Origin of the sequence: Chitinophaga barathri (genome assembly GCF_003807585.1) — a bacterium.
Classification (GTDB): Bacteria; Bacteroidota; Bacteroidia; order Chitinophagales; family Chitinophagaceae; genus Chitinophaga; species Chitinophaga barathri.
In genome coordinates, this window is sequence record NZ_RMBX01000005.1 from 293,113 (window position 1) to 311,508 (window position 18,396).

Here is an 18,396-nt window from a genome sequence, read left to right on the forward strand (position 1 = left end):
CGTCCTTCGTCTATTCCAGTTTAGTGAAGCCGCCCAGCTCCTGCTTCCAGGTCTGCTCCGCCTGCTCGAGGCTAATGTATGAAGATGCGACCCTGGCCTGTACTTTCGCCCCGCTGCGGAAACGGATAAATGCCCCGGTGCCTTTGCCTTCGGCGGACAGGTTGCCGTGAGACACCTGGTTGTTCACATTTTCCCAGGTGCCGCTGGCCTCAAAGGGCTGATCAAATACGATCACAAAATAGTTTTTAAAGTCTTTCGGTATAAAACGCCCGTTGGTCACGTAGCCGGTGATCTTCCGTTCTTCGGGAATGATCTTCACGCCACTCAGCGCATTGTATCCATCCAGCACAATGTAGGCAGGGCTTTTGGCGGGGAAGGAAAAACGCAGGTGTGCGCCTCTTTCGGTGGGAGAGAGTTCTGTGGTCACCTTATTGGCAAAAGTCACTTTGTAATAGTCCGGCCGGGCTATTTCATCCGCATGACTGAAGGCTGTTGCCCGCTCCTCTTCATTTACTTTCAGCTCCCCGGATACGGGCATCAGGCTGAAAACCGCGTAGTCACCCACCCAGGGGCTGCATTGGTGCACCTGCTGGAAACCGCGGATGGTTTTGGCTTTGTATTGATATTTCCAGCCATCGCCGTTTTTGCCCGTCTGCGCGGACCAGGCATGCATACCGAAAGGCAGCGCGGTGGAAGGATGGGTGTTGCCGGCACTGAGCGAGAACTCCGAATTGGTGCCCTGCAGGGTATTGGCATATGCTACGATATCTTTTTGTTGTGCTGTTGCGTGGAAGGCGGTGCTGCAAACAATCGCTGCAATAAAGTTCCAGGCTTTCATTGTACGTGGTATTGGCATTGTTTCTTTTGATGTCTTTTAGATTAGACACCTGGGAGAAGGCATGCCGCTATAGGCGGCAGTGTTTTTTTAAATAAAAAAGCAGCGCGGCCCCGCATAAACCCTTTTACACCCCGTCCTGCGGCGGCCCGGTCCCTGGTAGGATATTAACCGGATCAACTCCTGATCAAGCGCACCTCATCTCCACTTCAACTCCACTTTAAGTCTGTCGGCATCCATAGCCTGAAGGCTTCGCTGATGAACCCGGTTAAAAGTCTGCGTAACGAATGATCCGGCTTACCATTTTGTTCGAATTCAGCCGGATTTGCATTAACTTCGGCCCAGAAGAAAACAACATATGAATTACGAAGACTTTGTAAAGAACCACGCCGGTGAAATGCTTCAGAAATTGCTGACGGAAGTGCTCGGCAAAGACGCTTTTGATATCCGGCATGATTACAACGATACCGAACAGTGGTCTGTGATCAGCATACATACCGAGGACGACAATGAGATTTCCCTGCGGGTATACGGCAGCGACAAATACTCCCTGTATTTCGGGTATTACGACGAAGACGATGATTTTCATGAGCTGCTGCAACCGCTTACAACGGAAGAGAAAAATACTATTCCGAAAGGATTGCAGAATGCCCTGGAGAAAGTGCTGGGGGATGAAAGGGGCCTGCGTTTGCCGGGGAATTTCCTTTCGAGGTCGTGATTCGTAAAAAATGTAGCTTATATTATTGAAACCTGCTCTTATGGGCAGGTTTTTTATTGGATATGCTCCAGCTCACAATTCCGGTTGTTTTAAACACAGTTTACCGGGCATTGGATCAATAGTTTTTTTTGCCCTATTTTTAGTAATGCATCGTTTCATTCGTCTGCTCATCATTCTATTGCCCATTGCCTTCCTCCATGGTTCTTTACCGGCTGCGGTATTACACACCGGCCACGGGCAACGATATGCGGACGTTTCCGGTGCCGCAAAAGCGGCGCGCCCAGGCGACACCATCCTGCTGCATAGCGGCACTTATTCCGGCAATCAATCATTACAGGGCCTGCAGGGCGCACCCGGTAAATGGATATACATCATCGCAGAAAAAAGCGGTGCCGTGCTGTTTAAAGGAGGAGCCGCAGCCTGGACCGGCAGCGATCTCGCATACCTGCACATCGAAGGGATCGTATTTTCCGGGCAAACCGGCAATGGTCTCAATATCGACGATGGCAGCAGCTATGCATCCCCGGCGCATCATATTGTATTACAACATTGTATATTTCGCGATATGGCCGCCACCGGCAATAATGACCTACTGAAGCTTTCAGGGGTGGATGATCTTACCATTCAGCAATGTACTTTCCTGAACGGCTCGCCGGGCGGCAGCGGCATCGATATGGTGGGTTGCCACAACAGTCTTATCCGCCAGTGCCGCTTTGAAAACATGGGGGCCAATGCCGTGCAAATGAAGGGCGGAAGCTGCAATATCCGCGTAGAAGCCTGCATATTCATAAATGCCGGCAGCAGAGCCATCAATCTCGGTGGTAGTACAGGCCAGGCTTTTTTCCGACCGGGCAATGCCACCTGGGAGGCGGCCGACTTAAAGGTCTATAGCAATGTATTTATCGGATCGGAAGTACCTGTGGCCTTCGTGGGCTGTACCCGGTCGGAAGTTGTCAACAATACTATCTACAAACCAGGCAGATGGGTCATCCGCATCCTGCAGGAAAACAAGGATACCGCCCGTTTTGTAAAATGCGGCAACAATACTTTTCGCAATAATCTTATTTATGTGGATGGTCAGCTACGCACCACATGTAGCATCGGTGCCGGTACGGCGCCGGAAAGTTTTACGTTTTCCAACAACCTCTGGTTCCATTCCGAGGATAACGCCTGGCAGGGGCCGCAATTGCCCGTGCGTGAAAAGGACGGGCTTACGGGCAAAGACCCGCTGTTCAGGAATGCGGGAAAGGAAGATTTTGTTATCCCGCTTCACAGTCCTGCCGCTCGCGCAGGGTACCCTATGGTACATCCGGAGAAGGACAATGCCGGTAATAAGTTTCTTCCCAAAAGAGCTATCGGCGCTTTTGAAGCGGCAACCTGAGTTAGATAACTACCTCCCACGCAATGATCAGCCGTACCGGTCCTAACAAACCTGCTTCCAGCAAGGGATCTTCCGGCTTATAATTATTCCAGGTGGCGAAGGTGATGCGCCGGCCCGGATTAGGTTTATTCTGCACGAACCACTCCGGCATTTTTGATATATAACGAGAAGGCGTAAAAACGTTTTCCACCGGCAGTTGTTCATCGCCGATCTGGCGATTTGGCCAGAGCGTTGCCACCTGTATGCTTAAGCTGTTCTCCCCGGGCTTGATGAACCGGGTAATATCCAGCCGGTAAGGTTCTTTCCAGCACAGCCCTGCTTCTTTTCCGTTGACGCTGACATCGGCAACGACCTCCACTCTGCCCAGATCAAGGAAGATCCGTTTGCCTTTCTGCAATGCCGCAGGTGAAATAATGATCCGTTTTTTATACGTCACCATGCCTGAAAAATGGCGTACGTTAAAGTCCCTGTGCCGATGCAGCGATATCAGTTCCGGCAGGCTGATGTTCGCCGGCGCTCCCCGCTCCGGCTCGAAATATAGTTGCCATGGGCCTTTCACCGTTTGCACGGTGCATTTATCTGTCACCTTAATTTCATGTTCATCTAAACGATAGGTGCCGTTTTGCCATACCAGCGCTTTAATACTGTTTCCCTGCCCGCTCAACGAAAGGCCTTCCGGCAACGCAGGCGCCGGTAGTTTTGCGGCGTACAATGCCGTTATTTCCTGGGGACTAAGCGCTTTGCGGTACAACTTCGGATCGGTAGCATTTCCTTCAAAAACGCTGGAATGCAGTTCACCGGTAGGTTTGGTGCCCAGGCCGGGAATCACTTTATTGTCACCTGCCGCGGCGCTGCCCGCCAGCTTTCCGTTGATGTACAATGCGGGCGCTCCTTCGTTATAGACCGCCACCACGTGCGTCCAGCCGGAAACGGGCTGATAGACGGCAACTACATCCTTCGAAGAATAAGCTGCTCCTCTTGTCCGCTCGCAGAGGCGGATCACATTTTGCCCCGCGGCAATACCGGCGGAGGTATATCCTTTACCATAAATCACCTCACCTTCCGCCGGAAACACGACGTATCCTTTTCCCGGCATGGCATAGGTATCTGGTTTGATCCATACTTCTATCGAAAAAGTCTGCCGCACCTGTGCCCAATAGGCCGCATCCGGTACGATGGCGGGAAGTGTGTCGCAAAGCAGCTGACCATCCTTTGTGAGCTTTTCAATACCCTTACCCGACAAAGGTTTACGGAACACCACCAGCCACGAGCCCGCAGGCGAAAACTCCATGGGCACGCTGATACCGCTTCCGGTAGACTGGTACATCACCGCTTCCGTTATGCTGCCGTCCTCCGCATTCCATAGCTCGGGCAACATTCCTTTCACACGGAATTCCGCCGTAATGCGTTCATTACGGCGCAGGCGGTTGCTCACAAAGTAAATATCCGCGCCCGCCGTGCGGCGGTGGGTAAAGCGGATGGCCGCATCGCGCCGTGACGCAGTATAGCTGAAATCAGGCGGCAGCTGTACGATCTCTGGCAGCAGCTTCCCCCTGAAAACGGTTCCTTTGCCCAGCCTGCGTTCCTTTACGTTTATACCGTCCAGGCCTCCCCACAGTTCATCAGCCAGTGCCAGCAGGGCGTCAGCATCGCCTCCCAGGCCCGGAGCGGCTTCCGGTTTTTCATTCACCACCAGCTGCATGCCGGCTTCCACCAGTGTCTTCAGCCTTTGTAATATTGGCGCCGATATATGCCGCAGCGCTATCATCACCATTACCTTGTACGTCATGCCATCAGGTAAAACGATCTGGTTGTTTTGGATGCGTATATCCTGCAGCAGTCCATCCGGCCCTATTACATCCGCACTGTAACCGGTCGGGTTAGGCGGCGTTACGTGATCGATATCCGGGATAAAAGCGGCCGGCTCTTCCCCTATAAAAAACACAAAATCGGCTGCATAATGCCCCTGCTGCAACATGTATTGTGTGCGGGCAAGATAACCGGTCCATCCGTGAGCAAAGGCCGCCCAGGTATTATTCCTGTCGAAGTGCGTACCGTAGGGGCCCATGGAGAAACCCGGCACGCCATATTTATAAGGCTGGTGCACCATTACATGGAGCATCAGCTGGTTTATGCCAAGTGAATAAAAATGATCTCCCTGTGCTTTAAGCGAATAAGGATAATCGGTCCAGCGTGAGGTTTCAGGCATTCCGGTGAATGCCTCCGCACCGATCACGCGTTTGCCGGAAGTATGGCCGGCCGAGAGCGCCACCCCGATGGTGTTCATACTCCCAGGGGCATACCGCGTCCAGAACTCGCCCATGGGCAGATCCAGCGCCTGGGAGATCTGCAGGCTGTCGAACATACCGTCGCCATAGGGCTCGCCCCACAGATGCCAGCCTTTGGCAACGCAATGCGCCTTAAAACCGGCATAATATTCTTTAGCCACCAGCGTGGCCTGCGTACGCCTGAAGTCGGACAGGAAAGCAATGGTAGCCGAGACGTCGCCCACGATGCGACCCGTTAATGCGGGCAGCCATTGGGTAATAGGGTAATGATGCTGTTCATGAAAAGCTTCGGGCATTCGCTGCGTCCAGTTTTGCACGCCCACCTCCCAGCTGTCGATCTCCAGGCCTCGGAAGGATGTATAGGGCAACAGGGCGTTGAACAGGTATTCGTCCATATGCCGGAACCAGTCATCCACCGCCTGCCGGCTGAATTTGTCCAGCTCCAGCCCTACGGCCGCGTCGGGCTGCGATGCGCCAGGCTGGCCGGTAGGTGTATGCCCAATGCGCAAAATTGTCCATTGGCCGGCCGGCGGGTTCCATTGCAGCGCACCGTTGAGTTGCAGCAGCCGGGTAAGATCCAGTACCTGGCTTTTGTCGATTCCTCCATCCGCATTTGCAGCGGGGGCGTTTTCGGCCACATGCTGGTAAAAATTGGCTTTGCCCGGCCAGTTACGCACGCCTGCATGGGCATGCCACTGCACCCCGGACAACCAGGTGCTGATGTTAGTATGTAAACGAAAGTATTTTGCTTTCACCGCTGGAAAAACCGCCGCGCCCGGCGCGTTCATCTTCCGCAATTGCGGCATCACAATGGTGCACACCCGGGAATAGTTCATACCATCAAGGGAACTTTCCAGTTGAAATATCGGCGGGCTGTCCGGTGTACCCGCGTATATGTCCGCGGGAATTTCAGGCTTGCGCCAGATGGTAACGGATTGAAAGGTGCCTTCTTCCGCGAATTCAAATATGATATCCCCTGTTTTTTCCAGCCGCAGGGCCGTTTCGGGATCCTGGTCTCCGCAGATGCGCTTGTCTTCTTCTTTTCCGTTCAGCCGCACTTTCAGCAGCTCTGGAACACGGGGTTCCGGAAAGGCCAGTACGGCAATATCACGATAGTAACCGAGTTTGGTGAAAGGCTGCGGAATGTGGTATTGATGCTGCCCCGGCATGGCCTGTACCGTACGCCAGACCAGCTGTTGCATACTTTGCGCGGGTTGTACAAATGAACCACCTGTGCCTGAAAAACCGGCGGAATTGTGTAATGCGATCTGCAACTGTAGCCGTTGCGCCTCCTTCAGGGTAAACAACACCATGCTGCGCCATTGCAAGCCTCCCATATCTACGGGCCCGCGCGGCACAGCGCCTTCAACATTAAACAACAAAGCGCCGCCAAGCCCCATCTGCCGCATCGCTTCCAGGTCTTTGCTGATGCCTTCTTCCGTTATGTGACCGTTGAGCCACATCCAAAGCACCTGTGGGCGGTACCCGGCCGGTGGGCGCAAAAAATTCAGCCCGTTCAGTTCCTCTTCCGGATTGCTTCCACGGCTTATCCCGGGCCATATTAAGATACCCGTGGCCGTGATCAGCGTATTCTTCAGAAAATCCCTTCTTTGCATAAAACCTGTCTTGTTGAAAGCTATAACAAGATAATGAATTTACGGCGAGCGGGCTGCTCAGGATAAATAGCTGCCGGTCCAAACAGAAGTAAATAAAACCTTCCCCAAAAGAATTCCTGATAAATACTTTGAAATACAAAGTACTTTTCATTAACTTTGGCATACAAAGCATTTTAAGCCTGAATTCACTGCCATGGACCCGGCAGGCGAAATCATTCATTCAATTCATAAAGCAGATCACTATGTCCCAGCAAAACAGTTCGTCAACAAAAGTCATCCATACCGCCTCATTAGTTAAACGTATACTGATCGCCGCGGCCATTGCATTAGTGCTGATCACCATTTTTCTGTTGCCTGTGGAGGGCAGACCGGAATGGGGGAATTTCTGGAAGGTAAGGCCGATGATAATAGTTCCGCTGGCCGGCGCAGCGGGTGGCGCGTGTTCTTATTTGCTGAAACACCTGCTGGGTGACGGCGGCCGGAGAAAGATCCTAATTGCGATACTGAGCATTGTAGTCTATGTAATCGGGCTGTGGATGGGGACTATCCTGGGGCTGGACGGAACACTGTGGGATTAGTATTCATCACCGCACAACCGGATCGACCTGCCCGCATTCTGTGCGGGTGCAAACATATTCACCGGCGCCACGGATTGTTCCCCGGAATCCGGTTTACTTTGTAAGCCGGATCACCAGCCCGCCCGTTGCCGGTATGACAAACTTTACAGTATCCGAATTCCTGATATTTTTCTCCTGTAATACAAACCCTTCTCCTCCGTCGCTCACCACAAGCGCTTTTTGGTTTTTACGTTTCAGGAAATCAGGCCGCAATATGAACTCCTTCGGTTGTTCCGTTCCGTTTATGACGGCCACATACCATTCGTTTCCTTTACGTTTCGCCAGCGCCGCCAGCTTTCCGATCTCGCTTCCTTCCAGCACGCGTGTTTCATCCCAGGTGACCGGCAGGGTCTGCAATAATGGAATGATCGGTGCATACAGCGGATCATTCACGATCGTAACAGGATTTTCCGCCATACATTGAAACGGGGAATTGAACAGGTACATCAATGCCAGTTGGTGGGTATAGGTGGTCGGGCCTTTGTTTGAGAAAAAACCCGGCGTATAATCTCCATGCCCGCATAAAAAACGCGTGAAAGGAAGCGCGGCATTATGCCACGCAGGTATCGGTTCGTTCATGTTATTCAGTTCCAGCCCCCTGATGCCTTCCCTTGTCATTTCATTGGGATAGGTTACACTTTCGCCTGTTGGAGCGTGGCATCCGTGAAAATTGACCATCAGCCTGCGTGCCGCAGTGGCTTTGAGAAACCCGATCTCGAAATCCACAAGCCCTTTCGCCTCGCTGTTCATGAAGTCAGTTTTAATACCGGCTACGCCGGAAAGCACCAGGCTGTCCAGGAAGGCGTCCCTTTGTTTTGGTTCATTAAGCCATTTGGAATCCCGCCATACCCAGACCTTTACGCGCTTTTCCGCGGCGTAGTCACAAATTTCTTTCAGCTGTTTCCATTTGTCGGGCCAGATTGTTTCCCAGCCCTCATCCAGCAGGGTATAATTAAATTTCAGCGTTGCTGCCGCATCAATGAATCGTTTTTCCTCATCCGGCTGCATGTAGTTTTTTTTCCTCGTGATCCAGCTCCAGACGGCTTTTCCGGGCTGAATATAAGAAACGTCATTGTAAAGGGATTTATCGGGACGGGGATTCAATTCCTCTATCATCCGGTTGTTCACCAGGCTGTTCAGATCACCGGCATACATCACCACACGCCAGGGCGTGAATTGTCCTCCCTGTACGTCAAAGCCCTGCTCCCCTTCCGTGAAATTCACCCGCACGGTCCGGTTCCCCGTAGCTTCCAGCCGCATACCGCTGTAGTCGTACAATGCAGCCTCGGTAATGACCATGTAACTTTTATCCGGCAGCTGCGTCACCAGCGGCTTTCCCTGTACCGGGCCGGATGAAGAAATGGCCGGCAGGCTGTCTACGGAAGTATGCGTCCACCATCCCGCGTATGACTTCAATTTCCAGGCGCTGTTCCGCTCAAAGAACCATACACGGGAAGATGCGGGTATCCTAAACGAAGTGAGCTCTTTTCTGAGCTTTTTTTTCCCTTCACCCGGGAGCCTGTACCGGAAAGCGCAACCGTCTTTAAACAAACGAAATTCCATTCCGTATGTATACTTCGCGCCTTCCACCGTCACTTCGTACAAGCAGCTATTGTTGATGATAGTTTGCCGCGAAAGGCTGATACTGCTGATAGCACCCGGTTCCATGTCCGACAGTGCCAGCCCCGCCGCGGAAGGCCCGACAAACATTTTCCCGCCAGCCGCGGCGGACCAGGTCAACTCGCCGTTGTTTACCGACAACTGCATGGATATTTTCCGGGAGGGATCCTGGAAATGAAGTGTGTTCTGAGGATAGACTTTTAAAAAGATAAGTTGCAGCACGAGGAGGTGCGTCACAAGGTGGAATTTATAGCCCATACTCAAATTTAAGATACCGGTCCGCAGATGGTTTTCCCTTGTATCAATAAATACATTGGGAACACTCCCATTTTACGGGAATGTTCCCAGGAGTAAGTTTATGGATGATTAACTTACTTTTCCAGTGAGGCCAAACGCGGTATACCAAACAGCAAAACCAAAAACGAATAACCATCCGCGGATGTATTTGAGCACCACTTCTACTTTGATAATTTAAACTGCCCGTTCTTATTTTCTTGAACTAGTTCAACCTCCTGATCCCCGTGCCGCCTCTACCTTTGTAAAGGGCTCAAAAACACCCAACCATCCATCATGACGAAACAAACAGCATTATTGATCATCGATATGCAGAACGATTATTTCGAACGAGGCGCTATGGAACTGGCAGGCGCAGGCGAGGCACTGGAAAATGCACAGGCGTTGTTACAGGCTTTCAGGGCCAAAGGGCTCCCCGTTGTGCATGTGCAGCACATCGCGCTTCAGGAGGAAGCGGATTTTTTCCGGCCGGATACCCCGGGAGCCGCTATTCATCCGCCACTCACACCGTTGCCGGGAGAAAAGGTGATGGTGAAAAATTTCCCCAACAGCTTCCGCGAAACCAGGCTACTGGAGGTGCTCCGGGAAAACCAGGTAACGAATCTGGTGATCTGCGGTATGATGACGGACGTTTGCGTTGCCGCAACGGTCAGGGCATCGATGGACCTGGGCTTTAAAAATACCCTGATCGGTGACGCCGTCGCCACCCGTGACCGTGAGCTGAACGGTGCGGTGGTAACCGCTGAGGAGATCAACCGCGCTTTCCTGGCAGGATTGGCTGCGCTGGGAGGTTTATATGCCACGGTGACATCGGGCGCTCAATTTTTACGACATTTACAGGATGAACAGGTACCCGGGATTCGATAAAAATGTAATAAGATGCGTGGAGCTGTCGGACGAGGAATTGACGCGGCTTACATCCTACTACACCCTGCAACGGTTCAAAAAGAATGAATATTTGTTGCGGGAAGGACAGGTATGCGATTTCGAGGCGTACGTGCTGGTGGGTTGTTTCAGGATCTATTATGAAGACGAGAACCTCCGCGAGCATATTCTTTATTTTGCCGTGGAAGACTGGTGGGTGCTGGACATTGGCAGCTTTATATCCGGTACGCCTTCCCGGCTGAATATCCAGGCGCTCGAAGATTCGGAAGTGCTGCGGATAGACCGGCCGCAAAAAGAACGATTGTACCGGGAAATGCCGCAGCTGGAGCAGCTTTTTCGTATCATGAATCAGAAAGCACTGGCTGCATTACAGATGCGCATGATCAGTATGTTATCCAAAAAGGCGGGCCAGCGGCTGGAGGATTTCACCGAGAAATATCCGACTCTATCGCAACGGATAGCCCAACACCATATCGCATCGTACCTGGGTATATCGCATGAGTTCCTGAGTAAAGTGCGAAAGAACATATTGCGTAAAAAGAAGTAGAGGACGACGGGCATTGTCTTTGGAAGGTTCTGTAGGCCCTTTGATCGCTCAAACAGCCAGCAGCTTCAGGTACTCCCTGGGAGTCATTCCTTTGATCTCTTTGAAGAAATGATTGAAATTAGACAGGCTGTTGTAGCCGGATTCGTATGCCAGACAGGATATCTGCGTTTCGCCGCCGGCCATCAGGCGGCAGGCGTGCCCAATACGTACTTCGTTCACAAAATTGATAAACGTTTTTTGCGTGCGGCTTTTGAAATACCGGCAAAAGGCCTGCTTGCTCATATTGACCAGCGATGCCATATCGTTCAATTGTATGTCCGATTTAAAATGGGTGAAAACGTATTTGAAAACACGGTCTATCCGGTCGTTGTCTTTTGCCTGATAGGTATTCACATAGCCGGTGCTCGCGAGTAATTCAAACTCCCTGGTACGGGTGAGCAGGTCCAGCATGCGAATGAACGTGACGAGCTGTTCAAATCCTTTCTGGCGGGTCATTTCCAGTAACATCTGCCGGAGCGAGGCTTTGGTTCTACCGGTAAATTTCATGCCCCTGGCTGCCTTTTTCAGCAAAGCTTCCACCGGCTTGGCGCTACCGAACAGTCCCATCGCTTCCTGCAGTTTTTCGGGGTCAAAAAACAGGGCTACCGAACGGGCATATGTTTCCCGCGTGTCCGTATCTTTCTCAAAATACCGTTTGTCGTTGTGCCATACGTGCGGAATATCCTGACCCAGCAGGATCAGTTCGTCGCTGCTGAAGTTCTCCACGCTGTCGCCGATAATGCGTTTGCCTTCGCTTTCCACCACGTACACCAGCTGGCACTCTTTATGAAAATGAAATTCGGTTGAAAAATAAGGAAGGTCTATCACCCGCACGGCGAATACTTCCATTTGCACATCTTCCTTTATTTTGGTGAATACCGGCTTCATAACAAGTGGGATTGTTGCCAGACCTGGCATGGCGAAAATAGTGCAACTGGCGCTAAAATCAATAGAATTGACCTGTTTTGAGGCAAATAATGCTAAAATACGCTCGGTTTTGGTCATTACCCATTTTGTTTTCCGGCTTTCCACCCGATAGATTTGCTGTAGTCAGACCACCAGACCGCCTGCCGGAAAAGGAGAGGAATACTTTAACTTTAGTGAACTTAACGTTACTGTAGTGTGTATCCTGTAAAAACAAAAAACGTGAAAATGCTGAAAGATAAAGTGATCCTCCTTACCGGCGGCGCCGATGGCATCGGCTGGGAATGTGCCATGGCTTACGCCCGCGCGGGCGCTTCGGTATGTGTTGCGGATATCGATCCCGCGGGTGAAGACAGGGTAGCCTCGCTTAGCGGTGACCATTCTTTTTTCCGCTGCAACGTAACCGACGAAACGGATGTGAGAGAAACTGTCGGGAAGCTAATGGAAAAATATGGAAGGCTGAACGGTATCCACAACAATGCTGGGCTTGCACAGCCTTCCCGCCCGCTGCACGAAACCAGTTCCGCCGAATGGGATGCATTGATGAACGTGAACCTGAAAAGCATTTACCTGATGGTAAAATACAGCATAGAGCACCTGAAAGCCGTAAAAGGCTGCATCGTGAGCACCAGCTCCCTGGTAGGCCGCATCGGGCAGGAAAACCACGCCGCCTACGTGGCCACAAAAGGCGCTGTAAATGCCCTGACGAAAGCAATGGCATTGGATTACGCACCGTCCGGCGTACGCGTGAACGCGGTTGCCCCCGCTGCTGTGAGCACTCCCATGTTGCAGGCCTGGAGCCGAGAACAGCCGAACTATGAAGCCATGCAACAATACCTGGACAGCCTGCAGCCGCTGGGACCAATGCCTTCGGGAGATGTGATCGCGGACGCATGTGTATTCCTGTTCAGTGATGCCGCGCGGTTTATCACAGGTTGCATACTTCCCGTTACCGGCGGCGCCGAATTGGGCTACAGGGCGCTGATATAAAAAAATCACAACTATTTCCGCATGATAAAGACTTTCAGGGTCGACGATAAAAGGTATCAATTAAAAAATGGCGCAGGCAGCGATGCTGTACATAAAGATCCGCTATACGCCTATGCGGCAGCCCGGCTTACAGATGAATCGGGCCTCACCGGCTCCGGACTGGCCTTTACGCTGGGGCAGGGAAACGACCTGGTATGCCGTGCGGCGGAGTTTTACGCAAATATGCTGGTAGGGAACGAAATAGAGGCATTGATGCATGATTTTGGGAAAACGTTCAAGGCAATGTCAGACGAGCAGCAGTTTCGCTGGCTGGGCCCGCATAAAGGCGTGGTCCACCTTGGGCTGGCTGCCGTTACCAACGCATGTTTCGACCTCTGGGCGAAAAAAAGAGGCGTGCCGCTCTGGAAATTATTGATCGATCTCAGCCCCGAACAAATTGTCAATACGCTCGACCTGTCGTATCTCGAAGACGTGCTTACGCGGGAAGAAGCCATTGCATTGCTGAAGCAGGAAGAAGCGGGCGCGGCCGCGCGGCGGGATATCCTGGCGAAGGGTTACCCGGGTTATGATACTTCCGTGGGCTGGTTCAACTACGACGATGAGCAGGTAAGGGAAAACTGCATCAGGGCGGTTGCCGGCGGTTTTACCGCTATGAAACTGAAAGTCGGTTCAGCCGATCCGCTGCGCGATATACGCCGGGCGAACATCGTCCGGGAAACGGTTGGGGACCATGTAAAGGTAATGCTGGACGCCAACCAGCAATGGACCTTGCCGCAGGCGATCTCCATTTGCGGGGAGCTAAAAAAAATGAATCCTTTCTGGGTGGAGGAGCCAACCCATCCGGACGATGTACTGGCCCATGTTACGCTCGCCAAAGCCGTGGCCCCTGTGAAGCTTGCCATCGGCGAACATGTGCCTAACCGCATCCTGTTCAAGAACTACCTGCAATCCGGCTGTACCGGCTTCATCCAGGTGGACGCAGTGAGAGTGGGCGGTGTAAGCGAGTTTATCACCATCAGCCTGCTGAGCAAAAAGTTCGGCGTACCGGTAGTGCCGCACGTGGGCGATATGGGCCAGCTCCACCAGCACCTGGTGCTTTTTAATCACATCACTGTCGGGCATGAGGCGCTGTTCCTCGAACATATCCCGCATCTGAAAGAACATTTTGTACATCCTGTCAGGATCGATAATGGCGTGTATATAACACCGCAGGAGCCTGGCAGCAGCTGCGATTTAAAATAACCACTATGACCGGCACCGCGGATATCATCATTACCATCGTTTATGTGCTTTTTATAGTAACTATCGGCTTGTGGGCGGGTACCCGGAAAAAAAATGCGAAGGGCGATGCTTCCGGCGAGTATTTTCTGGCCGGAAAAACGTTGCGCTGGCCCATGATAGGCCTGGCGCTGTTCGCTACGAACATATCCTGCCTCCACCTGGTAAGCCTTGCCCAAAGCGGGTTTGATTCAGGCTTGCTGAATGGGAATTTTGAATGGATGGCGGCGTTCACCCTCATTTTGCTCGCGCTTTTCTTCGTGCCTTTCTACATCCGCTCCGGCGTGCCCACGTTGCCCGATTTCCTGGAAAGAAGATATAACCGCGCCTGCCGTGACTGGCTGGCTTTTGTGTCCATCATATCCGCGGTGATCATACATATCGCGTTTTCTTTTCTGGCCGGCGGGATCGTACTGGAAACATTGTTTGGCATCGACATGTATACCAGCATTGTCGTTATTGCGGCCCTTACAGGGCTGTATACGATCATTGGCGGCCTGCGCGCCGTGGTGGTCACGGAATCTGTCCAGAGCATCGTACTCATTTCGGGTGCTGTGATCATTACTATCGCCGCATGGACGAAAATGGGCGGCTGGCAGCCGATGACGGCCGTTCTGCATAAACATGGCGCCCTTGAAAAACTCAGTATGCTGCGCCCCGCGGGTGATTCTTCCGGCATGTCGTGGATGGCTGTGTTTTTTGGATACCCTGTCCTGGGAATCTGGTACTGGTGCGCGGACCAAACTATCGTGCAACGGGTGCTGGGAGCAAAAGATGAGAATAACGCCCGCGTTGGGGCTTTGTTTTGCGGGTTCATCAAAATCCTACCCGTTTTTATTTTTGTATTGCCCGGCCTTTTCGCCTATGCGCTTTACCTCTCCGGCCGCCTTGACGTTAGCTCTTTGCAGCATGCGGGAACAGACGGTAAGATCGTTACAGACACCAAAGGCGTTTATACGTTGATGATCACCCAACTATTGCCCGGCGGGCTGAGGGGAGTTCTGGCCGCGGCCCTGATATCCGGCCTGATGAGCCAGATCGCCGGGGCGCTGAATTCCATTGCCACGCTGGCCAGCTTCGATCTGTATAAACGCTTCCGCCCGGAAGCTTCTGAAAAAAAATTGGTGCAGGTCGGCCGCTGGTCTTCAGTGATCGCCCTCCTGGCATCTATAGCGATGCTGCCCCTGCTAAATCGCTACCAGAGCCTTTTTGAAGGCATCAACGACGTGATCGCGCATATTGCCCCGCCTATCACCTGTGTGTTCCTGTTAGGTATATTCTGGGGAAAGGCCTCGGCAAAATCAGCACAATTCACGCTTTGGATCGGCTCGCTGCTGGGCGCGGCAGTATATGCCGCCAACAAGCTGTTTCCCGGCAATCCGCTGGGTGGCGTACCGTTCATGATGATGGCGTTCTACCTGTTCATGACATGTGTGCTGATGCAGGTCGCATTATCATACCTGTTCCCGGTTGTGCATACGCAACAAAGCAGCGCGCTGTTCTGGAAATCTGCCCGGGAGCCGCTGCAAACTAAAGGCTGGAATGGGATCGGGAATTATAAGACATTGTCTGCAGTACTGATCCTCGTAATGGCAGCATTGTACTGGTTCTTCCGATAACAGGCGTTGCTGAACCTGTTGTTCTGATAATTTGAAAGATCATCTTTCCATAAATCCTGTAATCTGACTTCCATGACAAAAAAACTCCTTATTCTGTTCATGCCGGCGCTTTTGCTGGCGGCTTGCGGACAACAGCGCGGTCCCGCTGTAAGATATGGCATGGCAACAGGCATCAGGCCGGAGAAGATCGCGTATTATAAAGAGTTGCATGCCGCTGTGTGGCCGGGAGTGAGGAAAACCATCAGGGAATGTAACATCCGTAATTATTCTATTTATTTGAAAGAAATAGAAGGCAAACATTATCTGTTCAGTTATTTTGAATACACCGGAAGTGATTTTGAAGCGGACATGAAAAAAATGGCGGCGGACACCGTCACGCAACGCTGGTGGAAAGAAACCGCGCCCGCACAGATCCCCCTGCCTGACGCCGCGGCCGCCGGGCAGACCTGGAGCGGGATGGAGGAGCTGATGCATCTGGAATAATAGAAAAAGTGGATGCCCTGCATCTTTACCTTTTCTCCAGTTTCAGTACCACGCTCGTTCTGTTGCCGGATACTACCGGGTTAAAACCAACGTTCATCAGGAATTCGCCGGAATACTGCCTGCTTTCATCGATCTTTGATTTTGTACCCGGGTAAAGACTGATCTCCTTCAAGCGGTACGTCGCCGCCGGGTCCAGGCCCTTTAAGCGAATGGGAGCGGTACTGCCTTCGTGATAACGGTTGCTGACGAGATAATTAAAGACAACGCCTTCGGAGCGGTCTTTACCGATGTAAGCCACGGAGGCCACCGCGCCTTTTCGAGGATCGGCCAGCCGGTACTGGTCGCCCTGCCAAACAAGCTGCTTAAAGGAATTGTATTCCCCGATCGCCTGCCGGCAATAAGCCAGGTCTTTTTCATCCAGCTGGCTCACTACGATATCGAATCCCAGCTTGCCCATCATCGCCACATCTGTCCTGAACTTAATGGGTTGCTTACCCCAGTCCGTTACATGATTGGCCGTTGCAATAGCGGGGTAGAAATAGGAATATTCCCATTGAATGAAGATCCTTTCCAACGGATCGGTATTATCGCTGGGCCAGTATTCGGTAAAATATTTCAGGGCCTCGTAGTCTACCCGGCCGCCGCCGCCCGAACAAAGCATCATCGGCACATCAGGGTATTTGGTACGGATACGTTTCAGCACATTGTACAGCCCGCGCATGTATTCAATGTAGAAATGGGACTGATTGTTGCCGAGATATGCGGAATGCGCATTAAATATCACCGCGTTGCAATCCCACTTAATGTAAGCCAGGCCCGGATTGCGGGTAAAAAGATCATCCACCGTGCCGTACACGAAATCCTGCACGGCTGGATTACTGAGATCGAGCACCAGCTGGTGGCGGAAATAATGTTCTTTGCGCGCAGGTTCTTTGATCACCCAGTCCGGGTGCTTTTCATACAATTCACTTTTAGGGCTCACCATTTCCGGTTCCAACCATATCCCGAACTTCACCTCATTCTTCGTGGCTTCCTTCACCAGGCTGGCGATTCCATTCGGCAGTTTGCTCTTGTTTTCCTGCCAGTCGCCGAGGCCGGCAGTGTCACTGTTGCGGGGATATTTGTTGGCAAACCATCCATCGTCCAGCAGGAAAAGGTCCACACCCAGTTTTTTGGCGTCGTGCAGGAGGCCTTTCAGTTTATTTTCAGAAAAATCGAAATAAGTAGCTTCCCAGTTGTTGAGCAGGCTGAGCCGGTTGCCCTTACCGTTCAGGATGCGGTAGTTCCTCGCCCAGTCGTGCAACTGACGGCTGGCGTATCCTTTGCCTTTGTCAGAAAGAATATATAAAAATGCCGGCGTCACAAATTCTTCCACGGGCCTGAGTGTATATGGCGACGCATAATTATTGATCCCGGAAACCAGCCGGAGGTTATCCTGGTAATCGAGCTCAATATCCGTCCTGAAATTGCCGCTGTATTCCAAAGCGCCATAGAGCACGGTTCCTTCATCTTCAGTAGCAGGTTTATCCAGCGATATCATGAACACCGAAGGCTGGAACAGATTGGCCCTGGTGCCCAGTTTTGAATCAAGCGTTTTAATGCCGTGCGTGATCTTTGATTCCTCAGGCTGCATTTCCCTTGCCCAGTCACCATGATACTGGTTCAGCCAGAAGCCCTGCGCTTTCAGGTACAGGTTGGCGGAAGCGAATTTCTCCAGCACCACATTCCCTTTTTCCCTGTGGCTGATCGATGACCATTGTTCGATCACATCCTGGCTGGGGTAGACTTTGTAATGCAGCACCACTTCAAAATCATACACCGGATCTTTGAGGGTTATTGAAAAGAGAGCGCTGCTGTCACCCAGCTGTTGCCGCTCATGTTTTACATACCGTAGGTCCAGGGAGCGGTTGCCATCGGCATGCACCACAGCGATCGCCGGTTCCAGCAGGTTGCGGGAGCCGGATGGCGTGTATGCTGCGTTCAGCACGTTGGTATAATCAGTGGTCTGTTTATATACGGTAGGCACCAATTTATATTCCTGTTCATTCGCCAGCTTCCTGCCGAAATAAATGACCGACAGGTCTTTATCCTTATCTGCCTCCAACACCAGCGCATTGTTCCGCGTTTCAATGGGAATGATGATATCCTGGGCATGCAGGCAATTGGCGCCTGCTCCGAAAAACGTCCATATGGCCCAACAAACCGATTGCCCGACCTTATACTTTCCTTTCCTCCTGCAATTCATATGTATTCTATTCTGTT

14 protein-coding genes are annotated in these 18,396 nt (G+C 52.0%); 9 read left to right on the forward strand and 5 right to left on the reverse strand.

Annotated elements, in window-relative coordinates; genetic code table 11:
- Nucleotides 1-10: 10 nt before the first annotated feature.
- Nucleotides 11-838, reverse strand: a complete 828-nt coding sequence (locus EG028_RS27890; RefSeq protein ID WP_241559104.1) for a hypothetical protein — start codon at nucleotides 836-838, stop codon at nucleotides 11-13.
- A gap of 355 nt (nucleotides 839-1,193) precedes the next feature.
- Between EG028_RS27890 and EG028_RS11070 the strand changes: the two genes are divergently transcribed.
- Nucleotides 1,194-1,553 carry a hypothetical protein gene (locus tag EG028_RS11070; RefSeq protein ID WP_120516461.1) on the forward strand — a complete coding sequence of 120 codons (360 nt, stop codon included), beginning with the start codon at nucleotides 1,194-1,196 and terminating at the stop codon, nucleotides 1,551-1,553.
- A 145-nt stretch (nucleotides 1,554-1,698) separates the two neighbouring features.
- Nucleotides 1,699-2,934, forward strand: a complete 1,236-nt coding sequence (locus EG028_RS11075; RefSeq protein ID WP_162946443.1) for a right-handed parallel beta-helix repeat-containing protein — start codon at nucleotides 1,699-1,701, stop codon at nucleotides 2,932-2,934.
- A 1-nt stretch (nucleotide 2,935) separates the two neighbouring features.
- Here EG028_RS11075 and EG028_RS11080 read toward each other — a convergent pair whose 3' ends face one another.
- Entirely contained in the window at nucleotides 2,936-6,838 is a 3,903-nt protein-coding gene (locus EG028_RS11080; RefSeq protein WP_120516459.1) for a glycosyl hydrolase, read from the reverse strand.
- Nucleotides 6,839-7,080: 242 nt separating this feature from the next.
- Between EG028_RS11080 and EG028_RS11085 the strand changes: the two genes are divergently transcribed.
- A complete protein-coding gene (locus EG028_RS11085; RefSeq protein WP_123864635.1) occupies nucleotides 7,081-7,416 on the forward strand; it encodes a potassium transporter KefB in 336 nt (111 codons plus the stop codon).
- A gap of 93 nt (nucleotides 7,417-7,509) precedes the next feature.
- Here the strand turns inward: EG028_RS11085 and EG028_RS11090 are convergent, their stop codons facing one another.
- Complete coding sequence (locus EG028_RS11090; protein WP_120516457.1) at nucleotides 7,510-9,333, reverse strand: glycoside hydrolase family 97 protein; 1,824 nt, start codon at nucleotides 9,331-9,333, stop codon at nucleotides 7,510-7,512.
- 312 nt (nucleotides 9,334-9,645) lie between these two features.
- On the opposite strand from EG028_RS11090, the gene EG028_RS11095 reads away from it, so the two are divergent.
- Together EG028_RS11095 and EG028_RS11100 are read left to right on the forward strand one after the other, a co-directional pair.
- Nucleotides 9,646-10,236, forward strand: coding sequence for a cysteine hydrolase family protein (locus EG028_RS11095; protein ID WP_120516456.1), 591 nt, complete (start codon nucleotides 9,646-9,648; stop codon nucleotides 10,234-10,236).
- A gap of 16 nt (nucleotides 10,237-10,252) precedes the next feature.
- Complete coding sequence (locus tag EG028_RS11100; protein WP_206614432.1) at nucleotides 10,253-10,801, forward strand: Crp/Fnr family transcriptional regulator; 549 nt, start codon at nucleotides 10,253-10,255, stop codon at nucleotides 10,799-10,801.
- A 48-nt stretch (nucleotides 10,802-10,849) separates the two neighbouring features.
- Here EG028_RS11100 and EG028_RS11105 read toward each other — a convergent pair whose 3' ends face one another.
- Nucleotides 10,850-11,728 carry an AraC family transcriptional regulator gene (locus tag EG028_RS11105; RefSeq protein ID WP_162946441.1) on the reverse strand — a complete coding sequence of 293 codons (879 nt, stop codon included), beginning with the start codon at nucleotides 11,726-11,728 and terminating at the stop codon, nucleotides 10,850-10,852.
- 264 nt (nucleotides 11,729-11,992) lie between these two features.
- On the opposite strand from EG028_RS11105, the gene EG028_RS11110 reads away from it, so the two are divergent.
- The 4 genes from EG028_RS11110 to EG028_RS11125 all read left to right on the forward strand — a co-directional run bounded on the left by EG028_RS11110 (nucleotide 11,993) and on the right by EG028_RS11125 (nucleotide 16,134).
- A complete protein-coding gene (locus EG028_RS11110; protein WP_241559103.1) occupies nucleotides 11,993-12,754 on the forward strand; it encodes an SDR family NAD(P)-dependent oxidoreductase in 762 nt (253 codons plus the stop codon).
- A 21-nt stretch (nucleotides 12,755-12,775) separates the two neighbouring features.
- Nucleotides 12,776-13,996: an enolase C-terminal domain-like protein gene (locus EG028_RS11115; RefSeq protein ID WP_120516453.1), complete on the forward strand. Its 1,221-nt coding sequence runs from the start codon at nucleotides 12,776-12,778 to the stop codon at nucleotides 13,994-13,996.
- A 5-nt stretch (nucleotides 13,997-14,001) separates the two neighbouring features.
- Nucleotides 14,002-15,651: a sodium:solute symporter gene (locus EG028_RS11120; protein WP_120516452.1), complete on the forward strand. Its 1,650-nt coding sequence runs from the start codon at nucleotides 14,002-14,004 to the stop codon at nucleotides 15,649-15,651.
- A 72-nt stretch (nucleotides 15,652-15,723) separates the two neighbouring features.
- A complete protein-coding gene (locus tag EG028_RS11125; RefSeq protein ID WP_120516451.1) occupies nucleotides 15,724-16,134 on the forward strand; it encodes an L-rhamnose mutarotase in 411 nt (136 codons plus the stop codon).
- A gap of 25 nt (nucleotides 16,135-16,159) precedes the next feature.
- Here EG028_RS11125 and EG028_RS11130 read toward each other — a convergent pair whose 3' ends face one another.
- Nucleotides 16,160-18,379: an alpha-galactosidase gene (locus EG028_RS11130; RefSeq protein ID WP_120516450.1), complete on the reverse strand. Its 2,220-nt coding sequence runs from the start codon at nucleotides 18,377-18,379 to the stop codon at nucleotides 16,160-16,162.
- Nucleotides 18,380-18,396 lie beyond the last annotated feature (17 nt).

Bases quoted from the DNA above. Each gene is read 5' to 3' on its own strand.
- EG028_RS11115 (WP_120516453.1), top strand. From the start codon at position 12,776: ATGATAAAGACTTTCAGGGTCGACGATAAAAGGTATCAATTAAAAAAT.
- EG028_RS11080 (WP_120516459.1), bottom strand. From the start codon at position 6,838: ATGCAAAGAAGGGATTTTCTGAAGAATACGCTGATCACGGCCACGGGT.
- EG028_RS11085 (WP_123864635.1), top strand. From the start codon at position 7,081: ATGTCCCAGCAAAACAGTTCGTCAACAAAAGTCATCCATACCGCCTCA.
- EG028_RS11090 (WP_120516457.1), bottom strand. From the start codon at position 9,333: ATGGGCTATAAATTCCACCTTGTGACGCACCTCCTCGTGCTGCAACTT.
- EG028_RS11105 (WP_162946441.1), bottom strand. From the start codon at position 11,728: ATGAAGCCGGTATTCACCAAAATAAAGGAAGATGTGCAAATGGAAGTA.
- EG028_RS11095 (WP_120516456.1), top strand. From the start codon at position 9,646: ATGACGAAACAAACAGCATTATTGATCATCGATATGCAGAACGATTAT.
- EG028_RS11110 (WP_241559103.1), top strand. From the start codon at position 11,993: ATGCTGAAAGATAAAGTGATCCTCCTTACCGGCGGCGCCGATGGCATC.
- EG028_RS27890 (WP_241559104.1), bottom strand. From the start codon at position 838: ATGAAAGCCTGGAACTTTATTGCAGCGATTGTTTGCAGCACCGCCTTC.
- EG028_RS11125 (WP_120516451.1), top strand. From the start codon at position 15,724: ATGACAAAAAAACTCCTTATTCTGTTCATGCCGGCGCTTTTGCTGGCG.
- EG028_RS11120 (WP_120516452.1), top strand. From the start codon at position 14,002: ATGACCGGCACCGCGGATATCATCATTACCATCGTTTATGTGCTTTTT.
- EG028_RS11075 (WP_162946443.1), top strand. From the start codon at position 1,699: ATGCATCGTTTCATTCGTCTGCTCATCATTCTATTGCCCATTGCCTTC.
- EG028_RS11070 (WP_120516461.1), top strand. From the start codon at position 1,194: ATGAATTACGAAGACTTTGTAAAGAACCACGCCGGTGAAATGCTTCAG.
- EG028_RS11130 (WP_120516450.1), bottom strand. From the start codon at position 18,379: ATGAATTGCAGGAGGAAAGGAAAGTATAAGGTCGGGCAATCGGTTTGT.